The following is an 18,697-nucleotide window of genomic DNA, read 5'->3' on the forward strand; positions in this document are numbered from 1 at the left end:
TGATTAACATGACTAACGAATCCAGCTTGCGCTATAGCGGGAATGCCTCGCCGGGAGGCGGGCATATTGCGCGTATCACACGAATCGCGGCGAGCGTCGCGCTTTTTGCCTGGCTCGCAGCGTGCTCGGTCGAGCCCACCTACAAGGTGCCCGACGCCGCCGTGCCCGCCGCGTTCAAGGAAGCGCCGCAGCAAACGCAAAGCACGAATCCGCATGATGTGGGCACGTGGACGCCCGCACAGCCCGCCGACGACGCCCATCGCGGCGAATGGTGGACAGTGTTCGGCGACCCGACGCTCGACAAGCTCGAACAGCAGGCGCTCGAAGCGAACCAGGACCTCAAGGCGGCCGCAGCGCGCGTGCAGCAGGCGCGCGCCGTGACGCAGGCCGCGCGCGCTTCGTGGTTCCCGTCGATCGATGCGGGCTTCGGCCCGACCTATGAGCGTGCTTCACCGGCTTCGCTTTATTTTCCGCAGAACACCAACGTCCCCGCGCAAACGCTGTGGCGCGCGCAGGCCACGGCGAGCTACGAGGTCGATCTGTTTGGCCGCGTGAGTTCGAACGTCCACGCCGCGCAGGCGGACGCCCAGCAAAGCGAGGCCTTGTTCCTCTCGGTGCAGCTCGCCTTGCAGGCCGACGTCGCGCAGAACTACTTCCAGCTGCGCCAGTTCGACTCCGACGTCGATCTGTACCGCCGCACGGTGGCGCTGCGCGAGGACGCGCTCAAGCTCGTCGAGCGCCGCTTCAAGGAAGGCGACATCAGCGCGCTCGACGTGGCGCAGGCGCGCAACGAGCTTGCGAGTGCGCGTGCCGATGCGGTGGGCGTAGCGCGTCAGCGCGCGGCGGCGGAGCATAGCCTTGCGATCCTGCTCGGCAAGGCGCCTGCGGACTTCACCTTCCCGGAAACGCCGCTCGCGCCGGTGCTCGTGCAGGTGCCGCCGGGCCTGCCTTCGACGCTGCTGGAGCGCCGCCCCGACGTCGCGGCGGCCGAGCGCGCCATGGCGGCGGCGAACGCACGCGTGGGTCTCGCGAAGTCAGCGTTCTTCCCGCAGCTCAACATCACGGGTGCGGCAGGCTTCGAGTCGGCCACGCTCGGCGACCTGTTCATGTGGTCGAGCCGCGCGTTCCTGCTTGGGCCGCTTGCCGGTACCGCGCTCACGCTGCCGCTTTTCGACGGCGGCCGGCGCAAGGCGAATCTCGCGCAGTCGCGTGCGAAGTATGAAGAAGATGTTGCGCAATACCGCCAGCAGGTGCTCGTGGCATTCCGCGAGGTGGAGGACAACCTCTCCGATTTGCGCCTGCTCGACGACCAGATCCGCGAGCAGAACGACGCGGTGAGCGCTTCGCAGCAATCGGCGCACCTTTCGCGCACGCAGTATGAGGAAGGCGAGGTGAGCTATCTGAACGTGATCGACAGCGAACGGACGGTGCTTGTGTCGCAATTGCAGGCTAGTCATCTGCAGGGCTCGCAGGCCGTGGCGACCGTGAACCTGATCCGCGCGCTGGGCGGCGGCTGGGGCGGTGCGAAGCCCGGCGACGCCGCACCGCCGCCGGCGCCGCTCGCGGCGCGTTAAACCCCGCGCAAGACCCCGCGGAAAACGCCGAAACGCTCGCCGCCTGTGCATATCGCAGGCGGCGATTTCCTTTGCGTAATCGCTTCGTAGACCCGGCCCTGTCGCGCCCCTATCATCGTCTGGACCCATCTGGAGCCAACGCGATGGGCCCTCATCGCGTCGCTCCTCACTGAACGAAGTCCAACTTCCATTCGAGGAACGCGATGATCCGTGCCGTGCGCGCCGTGGGGCGCCCTTCTACTTTTCAGCGCGCTTTTGCGTGGTTCGGGCTGCTGACGGCAATAGCCGTGTCGCTCGCGGCAACCACGGCGAATGCGCACGCCGACACCCCCACGCTCAAGATCGGCATTGCCACCACGCCGCAAACGCCCGCGCTCCAGGAAGCGGCGCGCGAAGCGAAGGCGCAGGGCGTGGACGTGAAGATCATCGAATTCACCGACTGGAACACGCCCAACGCCGCATTGGCGAACAAGGACATCGACGTCAACTACTTCCAGCACACGCCGTTTCTGGAAAATGCCGAAAAGCAGGGCGGTTACAAGTTCGTCGCCATTGCGCCGGGTACGATCATGAAGATCGGCCTGTATTCGAAGAAGGTAAAACGTTTCGAAGACCTGAAGGATGGGGCGACGGTCGCCATCGCGAACGATCCCGTGAACGGCGGCCGCGGGCTGTTGCTGCTGCAGCGCGCGGGCCTCATCAAGCTCAAGCCGGGCGTGGACTTTCGCGCCACGACGCTCGACATCGTTTCCAATCCCAGGCATCTGAAGATCGTTCAGCTCGAAGCGTCGCAACTCGCACGCTCGCTCGACGACGTCGATCTCGCGCAAGGTTACCCGAGCTTCATCAAGCTTGCGGGCACGACCGATCCGAATAGCGCACTGCTTTTCGACGGCGTCGAGAACAAGGCGTTCGCGATCCAGTTCGTCGTGCGGCCCGAAAGCGTGAACGATCCGCGCATTCGCAAGTTCATCGACATCTACCAACATTCGCCGGCCGTGCGCAAGGAACTCGACAAGGCCTTCGGCGACCTCTACGCGGTCGCCTGGTAAAGCGCGCGTAAAGCAAGCGTCTATCACGCACGAGGAGCAGCGATGATGAAATGGTTCGGGGCGGCGCGCTTCATCGAAGCGGGACCGGCGGCGGGTGAGGCGGCGCGCGATGCCGACGCGTCGCAGCCCGCGGTGGTGTTGGAAAACGTCGGCAAGACCTACGCGGCGGGCGCGCACGCAGCGCTCGCGGGCGTCGATTTGCAGGTGGCGCGCGGCGAGGTGTTCGGCATCATCGGGCGCAGCGGCGCGGGCAAGTCCACGCTGCTGCGGCTCGTGAATGGGCTCGAAAAGCCCACGAGCGGCAGCGTGCGTGTGAACGGTGTGGACGTGGGCGCGCTCGACGAGCGGGCTCTGGTTGCGCTGCGACGGCGCATCGGCATGGTGTTTCAGCACTTCAACCTGCTTTCCGCCAAGACCGTGCACGACAACATCGCGCTGCCGCTGAAAATCGCGGGCCTGCCGAAAGCGGCCATCGAGACGCGCGTAAATACGCTGCTCGAACTCGTGGGGCTGAGCGAGCGCCACGATGCGTGGCCCGCGCGCCTTTCCGGTGGGCAGAAACAGCGTGTGGGCATTGCACGCGCGCTCGTGCACGAGCCCGATATCCTGCTGTGCGACGAGGCGACTTCGGCGCTCGACCCGGAAACCACGCGCGCCATTCTCGCGCTGCTGCGCGACATCAACCGGCGCCTGGGTGTCACCATCGTGCTCATCACGCATGAGATGGAGGTGATACGCGACGTTTGCGATACGGTCGCGGTGATCGAGCGCGGCGAGGTTGTCGAGCAAGGGCCGGTTTGGCGCGTGTTCGGCGATCCCCAGCACGAAGCGACGCGCGCGCTCTTGCACACGCCCGGCCACGAGTTGCCCGACGACCTGGCGGCGCGCATTTGCGTTTCGCCGCAAGCGGGCGCGCACGCGCTGTTCGACGTGCGCTTCACGGGTGAAGCGGCGCAGGAGCCCGAACTCGCCGCGCTCGCGCAGGCGTTCGGCGCGCAGGGCGTGCGGTTCGTGCATGGCGGTATCGAGCGGATTCAGGGGCGTGCGCAAGGACGCCTGGTCGTTTCCGCGCCGGTGCAGAGCGTCGCCGAGGCCGCGTCGCTCGCCGAGCGGGCGCGCGGCTATGCGAGTCGTGTGGAGGTGCTCGGCTATGTCTGACGTCTGGATCACCGAACTCCTCGAAGGCATACGCGACACATTGCTGATGGTCGGCGTATCGGCGATATTCGCACTCCTGATCGGTATTCCCATCGCGCTGTTACTGGTCACGACCGCGCGCGGCGGCATTCTGGAGAGGCCCGCCCTCAACACCACGCTGGGCGCGCTCGTCAATGCATTTCGCTCCACGCCCTTCATTATCTTGCTGGTCGCGTTGCTGCCGCTCACGCGCTTCCTTGTGGGCACGACGATCGGGGTGTGGGCTGCCGTGGTGCCGCTTTCCATCGCGGCTATTCCGTTCTTTGCGCGCGTGGCCGAAGTGAGCCTGCGCGAAGTCGATCGCGGCTTGATCGAGGCGGCCCAGGCCATGGGCGCGCAGCGCCGCCATATCGTGTGGCATGTCCTGCTGCCCGAGGCGCTGCCCGGCATGCTCGGCGGCTTCACGATCACCGTGGTGGCGATGATCGGCTCGTCGGCGATGGCGGGCGCGGTCGGCGCGGGTGGTCTCGGCGATCTCGCGATACGCTATGGCTATCAACGCTTCGACACGACAGTCATGGTCACCGTAATCGTGCTGCTGATCGCGATCGTTGCCGCGGTGCAGTTCACGGGCGACGTGCTGGTGCGGCGTCTTTTGCGGCGAACCTGAGCGGCGCAGCCTTTTCGACATCACGCGCGCAGCCCCCTTGCTGCGCGCTTCGCTTTTATTGGCATCTCATTCGGGAAATATGGGTATGAACGAAGCACAGCGCCCACGCGGGCAGGAACAGAACACGCGTTTCACCGCGCTACTCGAAGCGCTGCGTGCGAACGCCGCACAACGCGATCTCGCAGGAGGGCACGCGGCGGCCGAAAAGCAGCGCATCGCCGACGCCGGACTACTCACGCTCGCCGTGCCGCGCGAATTCGGCGGGCAGTTCGGCAAGGACGGCGTGCGCTGGAGCGATATCTACGCGACGATCCGCGCGCTCGCGCGCGTCGACAGTGCGCTCGCGCATCTGCTCGGTTTCCAGTGTTTGCAGGTGGCGAGCGTCGAATTGTGGGGCAGCGCCGCGCAGCGCACGAACTGGCTGCATGGTACCGTCGAGCATCGCTGGTGGTGGGGCAATGCGGTGAACCCAATCGACACGCGACTCGTCGCGCAGCCGGACAAGGAAGGCGGCTGGCGTCTGCATGGCAAGAAGGGATTCTGTTCGGGCACCTACGGTTCGCAGATGATGACCGTGAGCGCGCACGATCCCGCCACGGGCAGTCCGGTGTTCGCGGTCGTGCCCACCACACGCGACGGAATTACGGTGCACGACGACTGGGACCCGATAGGCCAGCGCCAAACCGATAGCGGCACCGTGTCGTTCGAGAACGTGGCAGTGCGCGCCGCCGAAGTGCTGCAGCGCCCCGATACGCCACGCGCCACGCTGCGCACGCTAGTTTCCCAGGGCGTACTGACGAATCTCTTCGTGGGCCTCGCAGAAGGCGCGCTCGAAGAAGCGCGGGCCTACGTGCTGGCGAACGGCCGCCCGTGGGTGAATTCGGGCGTGCAGCACGTAGCCGATGACCCGTTCCTGCAACAGCGCTTTGGCGAGATGCGCGTGCAGTCGCTCGCAGCGGCGGTGCTGGCGGATCGCGCGGGCGCGCTGCTCGACGCTGCGTGGGATGAAGGCGATGCGCTCGCGACGGCCACGCGCGCCGAAGTCTCGCTCGCGATCTCAGAGGCGAAGATCGTCGCGCACCGCGCCGCGCTCCAGGGCGGCGAGCAGCTTTTCGAGGCGTGCGGCGCGCGCGCCACGGGCGCGGCGCTTGCACTCGACCGCTTCTGGCGCAACGCGCGCGTGCACACGCTGCACGATCCGCTCGACTACCGCCTGCGCGACGTGGGCCGCTTTACGCTCTTGAGAGAAGTGCCGCAGCCGACGCTGTACACTTGAGGGCCCGATGGCGGCACGTGCCGCGACGGGTCAACCCTTGAGGATCGAACCGTTGGAATTCCGGCTACCGACCACGGCAACGGCGCCTTTTTGCCCTTCCGAAGTGCAGGGCAGCATCGAGGTTTCGCCGCGCGCACCGTTCTGGAAGAAGTTCTGGCAATTCGCGGGTCCCGGTCTGCTGGTGTCGATCGGCTATATGGACCCGGGCAACTGGGCCACCGACATCGAGGCGGGCTCGCGCTACGGTTACAGCCTCCTGTTCGTGGTCGTGCTATCGAGCCTCGCGGCCATCGCGCTGCAATGCCTTTCCATGCGCCTTGGCATCGTCACGCAACGCGATCTCGCGGAGCTTTCGCGCGAGCGCTATTCGAGGCCGGTCGCGCTCGGCCAGTGGGTGCTCGCCGAGCTTTCGATCATCGCCTGCGATCTTGCGGAGGTGCTGGGCGGCGCGCTCGCGTTCCATCTGCTGCTGGGCTGCTCGTTGATGGTGGGCGTCGTGCTCACGGCGTTCGACACGCTCATCGTGCTGGGCCTGAAGGGCAAGAACTTCCGCTCGCTCGAGGCGATCATGGCCGGGCTAATCGCCACGATAGGTCTCGGCTATGTGATCCAGCTCGCGCTCGTGAAGCCGCACTGGCCTTCGGTGTTCGCGGGCGCGGTGCCGTCGTGGCACGCCATTTCCTCGGTGGAGCCGCTGTATCTGGCGATCGGCATTCTCGGCGCGACCGTCATGCCGCACAACCTCTACCTGCATTCGTCGATCGTGCAGACGCGCGCCGTCAAGCGCGACCATGCCAGCCTCAAGCAGGCCATCGGACTTTCGCGCCTCGACACGATCGTCTCGCTTCTGATCGCGCTCCTGATCAACGCGGCCATCCTGATTCTGGCCGCGGCGGCTTTTCACGCCAACGGGCACACCCAGGTCACCGATATCGAACAAGCCTACAAGCTGCTCGCGCCCATTGTCGGCACGGGTGCGGCAGCGGTGCTGTTCGCGATCACGCTGCTCGCGTCCGGGCAAAGCTCGACGTTCACGGGCACCGTGGCGGGCCAGGTCATCATGGAAGGCTTCCTGCAGATGAAGATTCCGTGTTACCAGCGGCGGCTGATCACGCGCGTGCTCGCGCTGATTCCCGCTTTCGCGGGCGTGGCGCTGCTCGGCAACGGCGCGGTGGGCAAGCTGCTGGTGGCAAGCCAGGTGGTGTTGAGCCTGCAACTGCCATTCGCGCTCTGGCCGCTCATTCGCATGACGAACGACCGCGCACTGATGGGCGAGTTCGTGAACCGGCTCCCCACGCGCTTGTTGGCGTGGTTCCTGTTCGTCGTGATTTCGGTGGCGAACCTGTGGCTCGTCTGGCAGACGTTCAGCGGAAATTAAAGGCGGGAAAGGTGTAACAGGCGCGCGCCAAAGAGGAGTCAATCAAAGGCGGCAATCAGAAAGCGCTTCGCCGTCCGGTGCGCTCAGGCACCGGACGGTTTCGCGTCTTGGTCTCTCGTCCGGTTGATCCGGATCTGCTCTCCTACGCTTACGCAGCCTCGGCAATGCCATCCGACGTTACAACTGCCGGAAGGTCGCTCTCGGTCTGCTCGGCGCCCCGTCGCGCTGCAGCCGCCTTTTTCGTCTTGCCGGCTCGCGATGGAGGCTGGCATGCGCCGCACACGACGTTGTGCTGAAGGTCGTGGCGATGCGCGACGAATTTACCGCCGCAACGGCAGCAAGGCGTCAACTGCAGAATATCGGCATCGAAAAAACGCACCAGGGTCCACGCACGCGTCAGGTCGAGCGCCGGCTCGGCCCCGCTGTGGCGGCAGTGTTCCAGATACAGCCGGAACCCCTTGGTGAGCGCGTCGAGATGCGAGCAACGCGCTTCGTTCTTCAGGAACAGGTACGTGTTATAGAACAGCGAGGCATGGATGTTGGCCAGCCACGTCATGTACCAGTCCGCCGAGAACGGCAGCATACCTTTGGGCGGCGACACGCCACGGATCTCGCGATACAGGCGGATCATGCGGTCGCGCGAGAGCGTGAGTTCGCTTTCGAGCACCTGCATGCGCGCGCCCAGCTCGATCAGTGCGATCGCGCGGAATACTTCCTGGGCGTCTTCGGTGAGGCTGCGTCGCGTGGTCATGGACGTCACCCTCAGGCGAATTGGCCAGCCGGCTGTCCTGCAAGCAGGATGGCCGCGTGCGTAGCCGCCACGTCAGCATGCTTTGAAGTCTGCGTAAGCGCCGACAACATCGCATGATCGTCGAAGCGGAAAAAACAGAGAAGTTGGTCGGAAGAGGCCAACCTGACGATCTGCGCGAGCGACAGAGCGCCAAGCAGATCGGCCAGTTCCGACGACAGTCCCAGTCGGAACATGCCGACTGGCTTGTCCTCGCGCAGCATGCGCTGTGCGAGCATCAGATACGACAAATTAATTTCGCGGATAGATTCCAGCGTCTCGCTGCTGCGGTCCATTTCTCTAGTTTCCGAAGCCCCGAATTTAACCCCCCGGCTTTTTCGCCGTTGTATCTTTTCTGCTCTTGTGGTCGATCTTCGCTCGTTGGCTTGACCTGACTCTTTGATACAGGTTGTTACATCTCGTAACAACCTTGGAGTGAATTGTATGAGGGCTTATCTCGGAAAGCAATCCCTTGGATCAAAAATAATCGGACTGTTGCAAATTATTTTCGGTAACTATTGCCGCAGTTTGGGGGCTAACTTACAGCAAGCTTCGACACCCTTGGTCTAGATAGGAAATTCGTCCGTATGGTCTTGGTTTATCAGGGTTTGCGCCAGTCTCTCGATGCATGCGCAACGAATCGTCGTGAGACAGAAAGCGCCTTCCACTGGAATAAACGTTTAGAAATAAGTCGCGTTGACAGGTAAAAAATACGGCTGCGCGGATTAATACCTATGACGATTAAGATGTAACAGATGTTTCGACCCTGACGCCCTGTAACAGGGCAATGTGTAACTGAGATGTTACGAGTGCAGCCGACGGGAAACATCGTTGGTTTTTGGAATATATGCAGACTGGATATTGCGCGGAGATCGCACCTGTGAAACGTTTGCGACGCGGGCGTAGCGACGCGATCCGGATCGGGCCGGATCTGCGCGAATTCAGGTCGAATACAGGCCAAATTCAGTCATATCATGACGTGATATAACTGGCATAATGAAAGCGGCATTTCGGTTGGCGCGCGTTCGCCTGACCTGCGCCGGGAATCATCGAGGGAGGAATCATGGCCTCGTTCAACAGGATTCTGCTGTGTTACGACGCAACGCGCGAAGGCCGCCGGGCTTTGCGCGAGGGCGCCGACCTTGCGCGCGAATGCCACGCTCAAACACACTTGCTGGCTGTGCTCGACCAGGCGCCGCTGCAATGGGGGACGGACATCGCGTCGGCCGTGCCGTTCGAAGCCGCGGAAGAGGCGGCGCGCGAGATTCTGCGTGACGGGGTGGCATGCCTGCAGGAAAAGGGCCTCGCGGCAACGGGCCATTTCGTGGTGGGCCGGCCGATCGACGTGATCGCGAGCTACTTCGCGGAACTCGCACCCGACCTCATCGTGCTGGCTCACCACCGGCGCGGACCGTTCAAGCGCTGGTGGGACGGGCGCGACGATCGCCTGCTGCTCGATCGCGTGTCGTGCAGCGTGCTGGTTGTTACCGCGCCGGATCCGGAGCAGGCGAAAGCGGCGGCCTGAACCGCCGCACCGCAGTTCTGACCGGTTTGCCGCTCAGGCGGTGGGTTCGCCGAGAATCGGCGTGCGCTTGACCTCGGAAATGTAGAGCAGGATCAGCGAGACCCACACGATGCCGTAAAGCAGCATGAAGCAGCTCGAGCGGATCTTGAGCCAGTCGAGCAAGATGCCGAACAGGACCGGCAGCAGAAAGCCGCCCAGCCCGCCCGCCAGCCCGACAATGCCGGTCACGATGCCCATGTTGGTGGGGAAGTCGTCGGCTACATACTTGAACGTCGAGGCCATGCCGAACGCGAACACCGCGCCGAGCACGAAGGCCACCGCGACGAAGCCGAACAGCGGCATGCTGATGTGCAGCGCCGCCTGGCCGTCGATCGTGTGGATCACCAAGTCCGTGGACGGGTAGGAGAGAATGAAGAGGCAAATCCACGCCACCCAGAGGCCCCACCACGTGACGGTGTGCGCGCCGAGCTTGTCGGCGAGCACGCCGCCCACGGCGCGCAGGATCGAGCCCGGCAGCGAAAAGCCCGCGGCGAAGGCCGAAGCCATGACGAGCGACATGCCGTATTCGGCCTTCAGGTATTGCGGAATCCACAGCGAAAGCGCCGTGAAGCCGCCGAAGGTGATTGAGTAATACTGGCACAGTCGCCACACGCGCGGGTCGGCCAGCACCTTGAACGAGTCGAGCAGTGAGCCGCCCGACTTGCCAGCGCCCGGGTCGCGCGCCGAGCCGAGCCAGAAAATCACGGCGGTCACGATCAGCGCGACGGCATAGACGCGCGGCACGAAGCGCCATCCGTAGAGGTTTTCCAGTTGCGGCGTGACGAACAGGTTGACGGCGGCACCCACTGTGCCCGCGCCAAAAAAACCCATCGCGAACCCGCGCTGGCTCGGCGGGAAAAAGCGCGCCACATACGGCGTGCCCACGGCGAACGAGGCGCCCACGCAGCCGAGAAAGAGGCCGATGAGCAGGAATTGCCACAGCTCGCTTGCGTAACTGACGATATAGACCGGCACGGCGCAGACCACGAGCAGCGTGGTCATGACGATGCGCCCGCCGAAGCGGTCGGTCCACGCGCCGAGCGGCAGCCGCATGATCGCGCCGGTCAGGACGGGTGTGGCGGTGAGCAGGCCGAACTCGGTGCTGTTGAGCTGGAGTTCCTCGCGCAACTGCACGCCCAGCACGCCGAACATCATCCACACCACGAAACAGACGAGAAACGCGAGCGTGCTGACGAGCAGGACGGACCATGCCTTCGCGCCGACTTTCTCGGGCTCCGCTGCGCTCGTCACGGGGCGCGCGGGTTCGCTACGCAGATTCATGTTGCCTCCATCGCGTGGGGGTGCAGGTCGACTTCACTGGACGAGTGGGCTCGTAGCGGCTTCCAGCGCCGCGTTTTCGAGCGTCGCTTCGGAAGCCAGGATCGATACGTACTGCTGAACGGCCTTGTGGCGCACGCGTTCGCTGAGAAAGCGCGCGATGTCGCCGGAGACTTCCTCATACGGCACCGGATTGCCCGGCACGCGCTGATCCACGCGCACGAGATGAAAGCCGAAGCGCGTACGCACGAGGCGCGGCAGAACACCCATCTCGGCGCTGTCGAACAGCGCCGCTTCGAACTCGGGCACCGTGTCTCCGCGTGTGAGCTGGCCAAGACTCCCACCCACGCCCGCTGAAGGGCAGTTCGAGAACTGGCGCGCCAGCGCCTCGAAAGTGTCTGGCGCCTGCTGCAACTCGCGCAGCGTTTCTTCGGCCTTCTGGCGCAGCAGCGCGAGCGGCACGCGGTCGGTAATGGCGAAGAGAATATGGCTCGCGTACACGAGTTCGTTGCGTACGAAGTGCTTTGTGTGCTGCGTGTAGTAGCGCTCGCAGTCTTCGGGCGTGGGCTCGGGCACGCGCAGTTCGCGCTCGAGCAGCATGCCCACCACGCTGTCGTCGAGTTCGGCGTCAGGCGCCATCAGGTTCAGCGCCACGGCGCGCTGACGCAGCAGTTCGTGCACGACGAGCGTGCGCCGCGCGGCGAGCGCGGGGTCTGGGTCATCGGCGTGATTGCTGCGCTCGGCTTCGATTGCGGCGAGACCGATCTCAACGTCGTTCACGCGGGCGGGCAGGCCGGGCTGATCTTCATGGGGGACCGCATTCATCATCGACAGCGCTCCTGGTTCTGGTTGGCGATTAGCGCTTGCGCACGAGCTGGTACGGACGGATCAGATAGAACACCGAAGCGATGCCGCTCCAGATGTGCACCATGCGGGTGAAGGGCGAAACGAGGAAGATCGTGAAGCCGAGCGCGATATGGGTTTGATACACGAGCGGCACGCCGTCAAGCAGCCCGGCGATATTGGGCCGGAAGGTCACCACGCCTTTCACGTAGTCGGTGAGCTGTTCGAACATCGCGCCGTCCATGTGGTGCGAGGAGAGCACCACGGTCGCGAGGCCGAGCGCGAGTTGCGCCCAAAGCATGAACACGATGAGGATGTCCGACGGCCTGCTGTTCACGCGAATGCGCGTGTCGCCAAGCCGCCGCACGATCAGGATCGTGAGACCGACAATGGCGAAGCTGCCGGCCACGCCGCCCGCGACCATCGCGAGCAACTGGTGCACGGTGGCGGAGATGAACGGCGCGACGAGCCAGTGCGGCGCGAGAAAGCCGACGAAGTGACCCATCACCACGACCAGAATGCCCCAGTGGAACAGGTTGCTGCCAAGCCGCAGCGCGCCGCGCCGCAGCAGTTGCGATGAGTCGCTCTTCCACGTGTACTGCTCGCGGTCGAAGCGCACGAGCGAGCCGAACAGCAGCACCGCAAGGCAGATGTACGGATAGATGCCGAACAGAAACTGATGGAAGTATTCGCCCATGACGGCTCCTTGCTTGCGGTGTTCGAACTAAGTGTCCGGGTAGCGTGTTGCTTTTTCTAGCGCGGCGCGCGGCGCGGGTGAAACTCGACGGGCGCCACGGCCGGACGCTCCGCGCCCATGAATTGCACGGGCTCATCGGCCCACGCGGCGTCGAGCGCTCGCAGATGCTCCTTGTCGTGCGGCTTGCCCGCGTCGTCGTCGTGCGCGGCCTCGGGCAGATCTGCGCCGCCCGCGCCCGCGAGCGGCAGCAGCGCGCCGATCACATACGCGTAGTGGCTGTTGCGCCGGCTCAGCTCTTCCGTAATCGACTGCAGTATCGCGACGGTCTCGCCCAGCAGCGCGCGCGCCTCGTTCGCCTCCAGAATCGAGAGATATTCGAGGAACACGGGCAGATAGTCGGGCAACTGGCCGGGCTGCAACAGCATGCCGTGCTTCTCGTAGGTCTGGACGAGGTCGATCATCGCCTGGCCTCGATCGCGCGATTCGCCGTGTACGTGCTCGAACAAATGCAGCGACGTTGCGCGGCCGCGGTCGAACAGCGCGACGTAGTTCTCCTGCAGTGCAAGCAGATCGCGCGAGCCGAGATAGTCGAGGAAGCGCTCGAGCTTCTCGCGTGCCTCGGCGCCGAACGCCCGCTCGCTGCGCACGATCGCGCGTAGTTCATGCACGGCCTCGATGAGTGGCGCATCGGGGTACTCGAGCAGCGACGCAACGAGCCGGTACGTCATGGGCTGGGGACGAGCCGCGAACATGGTCAGATCTCCTGAATGGGAATCTTGCGATGCCCACTCTTTGGCGCGAACAGGCTCGCCTCCGATTTGCCGTCCGAGCAGCCGTTGCCGAACGTGAAGCCGCACGACGAGCGCAGGTCGAAGGCGTTTTCCGCGTACTCACGGTGTGTGGTGGGAATCACGAAACGATCCTCGTAATTCGCGATCGCGAGATAGCGGTACATCTCCTCGACCTGTGCGAGCGACAGTCCAACTTGTGAGAGGACTTGCGGAGCATCCGTGCGGTCCACATGGCGCGCGCGCATGAAGGCGCGCATGGCGAGCAGACGTTCCAGCGCGACCTGTACCGGCTTTTCGTCGCCGGCGGTGAGGAGGTTCGCGAGGTAGCGCAGCGGAATGCGCAGCGAATGCACGTCGGGCAGCCAGCCGTTCATGCCGAGTTCGCCGCTGTTGGCCGCCGCGTTGATCGGCGAAAGCGGCGGCACATACCAGACCATTGGCAGTGTGCGGTACTCGGGGTGCAGCGGGAAAGCAATGCGCCAGTCGATCGCCATCTTGTAGACGGGCGAGCGCTGCGCACCATCGATCCACGCCTGCGGAACGCCGTCGCGTGCGGCCTGCTCGATCACGGCCGGATCGAACGGATCGAGGAATACATCGAGTTGCGCCTGGTAGAGATCCTTTTCGTCGGCTACGCTCGCGGCCTCGTGAATGCGATCGGCGTCATAGAGCAGCACGCCGAGATAGCGGATGCGTCCCACGCAGGTTTCCGAGCAGACAGTGGGTTGTCCCACCTCGATACGCGGATAGCAGAAGATGCACTTCTCGGCCTTGCCGCTTTTCCAGTTGAAGTAGATCTTCTTGTACGGGCAGCCCGAAACGCACATGCGCCAGCCGCGGCACTTGTCCTGATCGATCAGCACGATGCCGTCTTCCTCGCGCTTGTAGATCGAGCCGGAAGGGCACGCGGCCACGCATGCCGGGTTCAGGCAGTGCTCGCACAGGCGCGGCAGATACATCATGAAGGTGTTCTCGAACTCGCCGTAGATCTCCTTCTGCACGTTCTCGAAGTTATAGTCCTTCGACCGCTTCTCGAACTCGCCGCCCAGAATCTCTTCCCAGTTCGGGCCCCACTCGATCTTCTCCATGCGCTCGCCGCTCACGAGCGAGCGCGGCCGCGCAACCGGCGTGGCCTTCGTATTGCCCGCTTCCTGCAAATGCGCGTAATCGAACGTGAAGGGCTCGTAGTAGTCGTCGATTTCCGGCAGATGCGGATTCGCGAAGATCTGCGCAAGCAGCCGCCACTTGCCGCCGAGGCGCGGCTCGATCTGGCCATCGGCCTTGCGAACCCAGCCGCCGCGCCAGCGCTCCTGGTTCTCCCAATCCTTCGGGTAACCAATGCCGGGCTTCGTTTCGACGTTGTTGAACCACGCGTATTCCATGCCCTCGCGGCTCGTCCAGACGTTCTTGCAGGTGACCGAACACGTGTGGCAGCCAATGCACTTGTCGAGGTTCAGCACCATCGCGATCTGCGCGCGCACTTTCATGAGCTTTCTCCTTCGCGAACGGCCGCATTCACAGCGGCGGGCAACGGACCAACGGGCGTTTCCTCTGCGTCGAGCCAGTCGACGTTCTTCATCTTGCGCACGATGAGGAATTCATCGCGGTTCGAGCCGACTGTGCCGTAGTAATTGAAGCCGTAAGCGAGTTGCGCGTAGCCGCCGATCATGTGTGTCGGCTTGAGCGAAATGCGCGTGACCGAGTTGTGAATGCCGCCGCGCGTGCCCGTTATTTCGGAGCCCGGCGTATTTACGATCTTTTCCTGCGCGTGGTACATCATCACCATGCCGCGCGGAATGCGCTGGCTCACCACGGCGCGCGCGCAGAGCGCACCGTTCGCGTTGAAGCATTCGATCCAGTCGTTGTCGACTATGCCGATTTGCGCCGCGTCCTTCTCCGAAATCCACACGATCGGGCCGCCGCGCGAGAGCGTGAGCATCAGCAAGTTATCGGTGTAGGTGCTGTGAATGCCCCACTTCTGGTGTGGCGTGATGAAGTTGAGCGCCAGCTCGGGATTGCCGTTCGAGCGTGTGCCGGCCATCTTCTCGTAGCTGCCCGTGTCGATCGGCGGCTTGTAGACGCATAGCGCCTCGCCGAAGTCGCGCATCCACGCGTGGTCCTGATAGAGCTGCTGGCGGCCGCTCAGCGTGCGCCAGGGGATCAGCTCGTGCACGTTCGTGTAGCCCGCGTTGTACGACACGTGCTCCGACTCGATGCCGCTCCACGTGGGCGACGAAATGATCTTGCGCGGCTGCGCCTGGATATCGCGGAAGCGAATCTTTTCGTCGGCGCGGGCGTCGGCGAGATGCGCGTGTTCGATGCCCGTGAACTTCGAGAGCGCTTCCCACGCCTTCTTCGCAACGGCACCGTTCGTCTCGGGTGCGAGCGAGAGAATCGTTTCCGCGGCGTCGAGCGCGGTCTCGATGCGCGGCCGGCCTTTCGCGTCGCCGGCATCTTCGGATTGATCGCGATAGTTCAGCGCGCCGAGTTCGTGCACTTCCTCCTCGGTATTCCAGCTAATGCCCTTGCCGCCGTTGCCGAGCTTGTCCATCAGCGGCCCGAGCGACGTGAAGCGGTGATACGTCTCGGGGTAATTGCGCTCGAGCGTGACCACGGCCGGCATGGTTTTGCCCGGAATCGGCTCGCATTCGCCGCGCTTCCAGTCATCCACGCCGAAGGGCTGCGCGAGCTCGCCCGCGGCGTCGTGCGCGATGGGCGTGAGCACCACGTCGCGCTCCACGCCGAGATGGCCGACGCTCAGCTCGGAAAAACGCTTCGCGATGGCCTTGAAGATTTCCCAGTCGCTGCGCGCTTGCCACGCCGGATCCACGGCGGCGGAGAGCGGGTGAATGAACGGGTGCATGTCGGACGTGTTCATGTCGTCTTTCTCGTACCACGTGGCCGTAGGCAGCACGATGTCCGAGTACATGCAGGTGGTGGACATGCGGAAGTCGAGCGTGCAGAGCAGGTCGAGCTTGCCCTGGGGCGCGTCCTCATGCCAGACGACTTCTTCGGGACGCGGCACGCCGTCCTTCACCACTTCCTCGCCCTGCACACCGTTCGTTGTGCCAAGCAGATGCTTGAGGAAGTATTCATGCCCCTTGCCCGACGAGCCGAGCAGGTTCGAGCGCCATACGAAGAGGTTGCGCGGGAATACGGCCGGATTGTCCGGGTCCTCGCAGGCGAGCTTGAGGCTGCCGTCCTTCAGGCGGCGCGCGACTTCGGCGCCGGCTTTCGCGGGGTCTTCGAGCGAGCGGCCCAGCTCCAGCGGATTGCCCGCGAGTTGCGGTGCGGAAGGCAGCCAGCCCATGCGCTCGGCGCGCACGTTGTAGTCGATCGGCGCGCCGTGGTAGTCGGCCTTGTTCGCGAGCGGCGAAAGCAGGTCCGTGGGGTTCATCGGGTCGTAGCGCCACTGGTCGGTGTGCGCGTAGAAGAACGATGTGGCGTTCATCTGGCGCGGCGGCCGGTTCCAGTCGAGCGCGAACGCGAGCGCGGTCCAGCCTGTTTGCGGGCGCAGCTTTTCCTGGCCCACGTAATGCGACCAGCCGCCACCGGACTTGCCGACGCAGCCGCACATCACGAGCATGTTGATGATGGCGCGATACGCCATGTCCATGTGGAACCAGTGATTGATGCCTGCGCCGATGATGACCATCGAGCGGCCTTCGGTCTTGTCGGCGTTCTCGGCAAACTGCCGCGCGACGTTGATGACGTCTGCGCGCTTTACGCCCGTAATCGCTTCCTGCCACGCGGGCGTGTAGGGCACGTCATCGTCGTAGCTATGCGCGAGGTCCCTGCCGCCCAGGCCTTGATCGAGCCCGTAGTTCGCCACGAAGAGATCGTAGACGGTAGCCACGAGCCGCTCGCCCGCGGCCGTCGCCACGCGCCGCACGCCAATGCGGCGGCTCAGCACCGGCCCGTGCGAGGTGTGCGGGAAATGCGGATGCGCGACGTTGCCGAAGTAGGGGAACAGCACGTCCACCACATCGTCGTGCTTTTCAACGAGCGAGAGCGCTGGCTTGAGCGGCGCGCCATTGACGCCTTCCTCGCGCAGGTTCCACTTGCCGCGATCGGCGCCTTCCTGCTGGCCCCAGCGAAAGCCCACCGAGCCGAGCGGCACCGCGAACTCGTTGGTCGCGCTGTCGATCACTACGGTTTTCCACTCGGGGTTGTTGTCCTGCGCGAGTGCGCCGTCAAAGTCGGACGCGCGCAGATAGCGGTCGGGCACGTACTGGCCGTCGCGCTCGACGAGCGTGACAAGACAGGACATGTCGGTGAAACGGCTGCAATAGTCGGCGAAATAGGCGCTCTTGCCGGCGAGGTGATACTCCTTGAGGATCACGTGGCCCATGGCGAGCGCGAGCGCCGCGTCGGTGCCTTGCTTGGGATGCAGCCAGATGTCGCCGAACTTCGCGCCTTCGGCGTAGTCGGGGAAGATCGAAACGATCTTCGCGCCGCGATAGCGCGCTTCCACCATGAAGTGCGCGTCGGGCGTGCGCGTTTGCGGCACGTTCGACCCCCACATCACGATGAACGACGAGTTGTACCAGTCGGCGGACTCGGGCACGTCGGTCTGCTCGCCCCACGTTTGCGGCGAGGCAGGCGGCAGGTCGCAGTACCAGTCGTAGAACGACAGGCACACGCCGCCGATGAGCGAGAGATAGCGCGAGCCGGCTGCGTACGACACCATCGACATCGCGGGAATGGGCGAGAAGCCGATTACGCGGTCGGGGCCATGACGCTTGATGGTGTGCACGTTCGCGGCGGCCGCGATTTCAAGCACTTCGCTCCAGTCTGCACGCACGAAGCCGCCAAGACCGCGACGCGTTTGATAACTTTTGCGCGCGGCATCGTCATCGACAATGGCTGCCCACGCGGCGACGGGCTCGAGCGTGCGGCGCTTTTCGCGCCACAGCTTCACGAGCGCGCTGCGCACGAGCGGGTACTTGAGTCGATTGGCGCTGTAGAGATACCACGAATAAGACGCACCGCGCGAGCAGCCACGCGGTTCGTGGTTGGGCATGTCGGGGCGCGTGCGCGGATAGTCGGTTTGCTGCGTTTCCCACGCGACAATGCCGCCCTTCACATAGATCTTCCACGAGCATGAGCCCGTGCAATTCACGCCGTGTGTGGAGCGCACGATCTTGTCGTGCTGCCAGCGTGTACGGTACGCCTCCTCCCATTTTCGGTCTTCGTCTGTGACGGCGCCGTGACCGTCCGCGAATTGTGTTCGTGCCGCTGTGAAGTAACGCAGACGATCCAGAAAATGGCTCATAACATCTCCAGCTTGTGTGTGCGTCGGGGACACCCGTATTTAAGAGTAGGGGCAAGAAGATGTAAAGGGGATGAATGTAATCTAATTCGACGTATTTGCACGGACATATCGATTTTCGCAATATTTGTCGAAAAAATGACGAAATGTCGGTTATGCAGAACGCACGTTGTCGTATGGATATGTTCGAAAACGATTTATGTTTTAAAGCTTCCTTTCGGCGAAGGAAAGCCCATGATTTCATGGGTGAATCGATCGATTGAACAGTGCGTGACCGTTTCTCGATTGTGATGTCGAGCAGGAAGCGAGTCGTAAATCAAAGTGAAAAAAATGTCTGACTTTTTGTAATTGGCTGAGATTTACGCTGCGGTAATACGT

At 63.8% G+C, this 18,697-nt stretch carries 15 protein-coding genes; 7 read left to right on the top strand and 8 right to left on the bottom strand.

The window, feature by feature from the left end:
* The first annotated feature begins 8 nt into the window (after window positions 1–8).
* The 6 genes from L0U83_RS15220 to L0U83_RS15245 all read left to right on the top strand — a co-directional run bounded on the left by L0U83_RS15220 (window position 9) and on the right by L0U83_RS15245 (window position 7,087).
* Entirely contained in the window at window positions 9–1,574 is a 1,566-nt protein-coding gene (locus tag L0U83_RS15220; RefSeq protein ID WP_233884304.1) for an efflux transporter outer membrane subunit, read from the top strand.
* 203 nt (window positions 1,575–1,777) lie between these two features.
* A complete protein-coding gene (locus L0U83_RS15225) occupies window positions 1,778–2,626 on the top strand; it encodes a MetQ/NlpA family ABC transporter substrate-binding protein (protein WP_233884305.1) in 849 nt (282 codons plus the stop codon).
* Between the two features lie 42 nt (window positions 2,627–2,668).
* Window positions 2,669–3,784 (top strand): methionine ABC transporter ATP-binding protein, encoded by a 1,116-nt coding sequence (locus L0U83_RS15230; RefSeq protein ID WP_233884308.1) that lies wholly within the window; start codon window positions 2,669–2,671, stop codon window positions 3,782–3,784.
* The gene (locus L0U83_RS15235; RefSeq protein WP_233884309.1) at window positions 3,777–4,433 is read left to right on the top strand and encodes a methionine ABC transporter permease; all 657 of its coding nucleotides are present in this window, start codon (window positions 3,777–3,779) and stop codon (window positions 4,431–4,433) included. Before L0U83_RS15230 ends, L0U83_RS15235 begins: the two co-directional genes overlap by 8 nt.
* A gap of 85 nt (window positions 4,434–4,518) precedes the next feature.
* Window positions 4,519–5,709 (top strand): acyl-CoA dehydrogenase family protein, encoded by a 1,191-nt coding sequence (locus L0U83_RS15240; protein WP_233884312.1) that lies wholly within the window; start codon window positions 4,519–4,521, stop codon window positions 5,707–5,709.
* Window positions 5,710–5,761: 52 nt separating this feature from the next.
* Window positions 5,762–7,087 (top strand): Nramp family divalent metal transporter, encoded by a 1,326-nt coding sequence (locus tag L0U83_RS15245; protein WP_233884314.1) that lies wholly within the window; start codon window positions 5,762–5,764, stop codon window positions 7,085–7,087.
* A 148-nt stretch (window positions 7,088–7,235) separates the two neighbouring features.
* On the opposite strand, the gene flhC is transcribed toward L0U83_RS15245, so the two are convergent.
* The gene (gene flhC, locus L0U83_RS15250; RefSeq protein WP_069261691.1) at window positions 7,236–7,838 is read right to left on the bottom strand and encodes a flagellar transcriptional regulator FlhC; all 603 of its coding nucleotides are present in this window, start codon (window positions 7,836–7,838) and stop codon (window positions 7,236–7,238) included.
* An 11-nt stretch (window positions 7,839–7,849) separates the two neighbouring features.
* Window positions 7,850–8,170 (bottom strand): flagellar transcriptional regulator FlhD, encoded by a 321-nt coding sequence (flhD, locus tag L0U83_RS15255; RefSeq protein WP_028202636.1) that lies wholly within the window; start codon window positions 8,168–8,170, stop codon window positions 7,850–7,852.
* Between the two features lie 767 nt (window positions 8,171–8,937).
* On the opposite strand from flhD, the gene L0U83_RS15260 reads away from it, so the two are divergent.
* Complete coding sequence (locus L0U83_RS15260; RefSeq protein ID WP_233884315.1) at window positions 8,938–9,399, top strand: universal stress protein; 462 nt, start codon at window positions 8,938–8,940, stop codon at window positions 9,397–9,399.
* A gap of 33 nt (window positions 9,400–9,432) precedes the next feature.
* Here L0U83_RS15260 and L0U83_RS15265 read toward each other — a convergent pair whose 3' ends face one another.
* Genes L0U83_RS15265 through L0U83_RS15290 form a run of 6 tightly spaced genes read right to left on the bottom strand, consistent with a single transcriptional unit; the run spans window position 9,433 to window position 18,322 of the window.
* Complete coding sequence (locus L0U83_RS15265; RefSeq protein ID WP_233884317.1) at window positions 9,433–10,719, bottom strand: MFS transporter; 1,287 nt, start codon at window positions 10,717–10,719, stop codon at window positions 9,433–9,435.
* A 33-nt stretch (window positions 10,720–10,752) separates the two neighbouring features.
* The gene (locus L0U83_RS15270) at window positions 10,753–11,541 is read right to left on the bottom strand and encodes a peptidylprolyl isomerase (protein WP_233886527.1); all 789 of its coding nucleotides are present in this window, start codon (window positions 11,539–11,541) and stop codon (window positions 10,753–10,755) included.
* Between the two features lie 31 nt (window positions 11,542–11,572).
* Window positions 11,573–12,256 (bottom strand): respiratory nitrate reductase subunit gamma, encoded by a 684-nt coding sequence (narI, locus tag L0U83_RS15275; protein WP_233884319.1) that lies wholly within the window; start codon window positions 12,254–12,256, stop codon window positions 11,573–11,575.
* Window positions 12,257–12,312: 56 nt separating this feature from the next.
* On the bottom strand, window positions 12,313–13,008 hold the full coding sequence (gene narJ, locus L0U83_RS15280; protein WP_233884321.1) for a nitrate reductase molybdenum cofactor assembly chaperone: 696 nt from the start codon (window positions 13,006–13,008) through the stop codon (window positions 12,313–12,315).
* Between the two features lie 2 nt (window positions 13,009–13,010).
* Complete coding sequence (gene narH / locus L0U83_RS15285) at window positions 13,011–14,534, bottom strand: nitrate reductase subunit beta (RefSeq protein ID WP_233884322.1); 1,524 nt, start codon at window positions 14,532–14,534, stop codon at window positions 13,011–13,013.
* Entirely contained in the window at window positions 14,531–18,322 is a 3,792-nt protein-coding gene (locus L0U83_RS15290) for a nitrate reductase subunit alpha (RefSeq protein ID WP_233884323.1), read from the bottom strand. The genes narH and L0U83_RS15290 overlap by 4 nt, the downstream gene beginning before the upstream one ends.
* Between the last annotated feature and the right edge of the window lie 375 nt (window positions 18,323–18,697).

The organism is Paraburkholderia flagellata (assembly GCF_021390645.1).
In the GTDB taxonomy this organism is placed as follows: Bacteria; Pseudomonadota; Gammaproteobacteria; order Burkholderiales; family Burkholderiaceae; genus Paraburkholderia; species Paraburkholderia flagellata.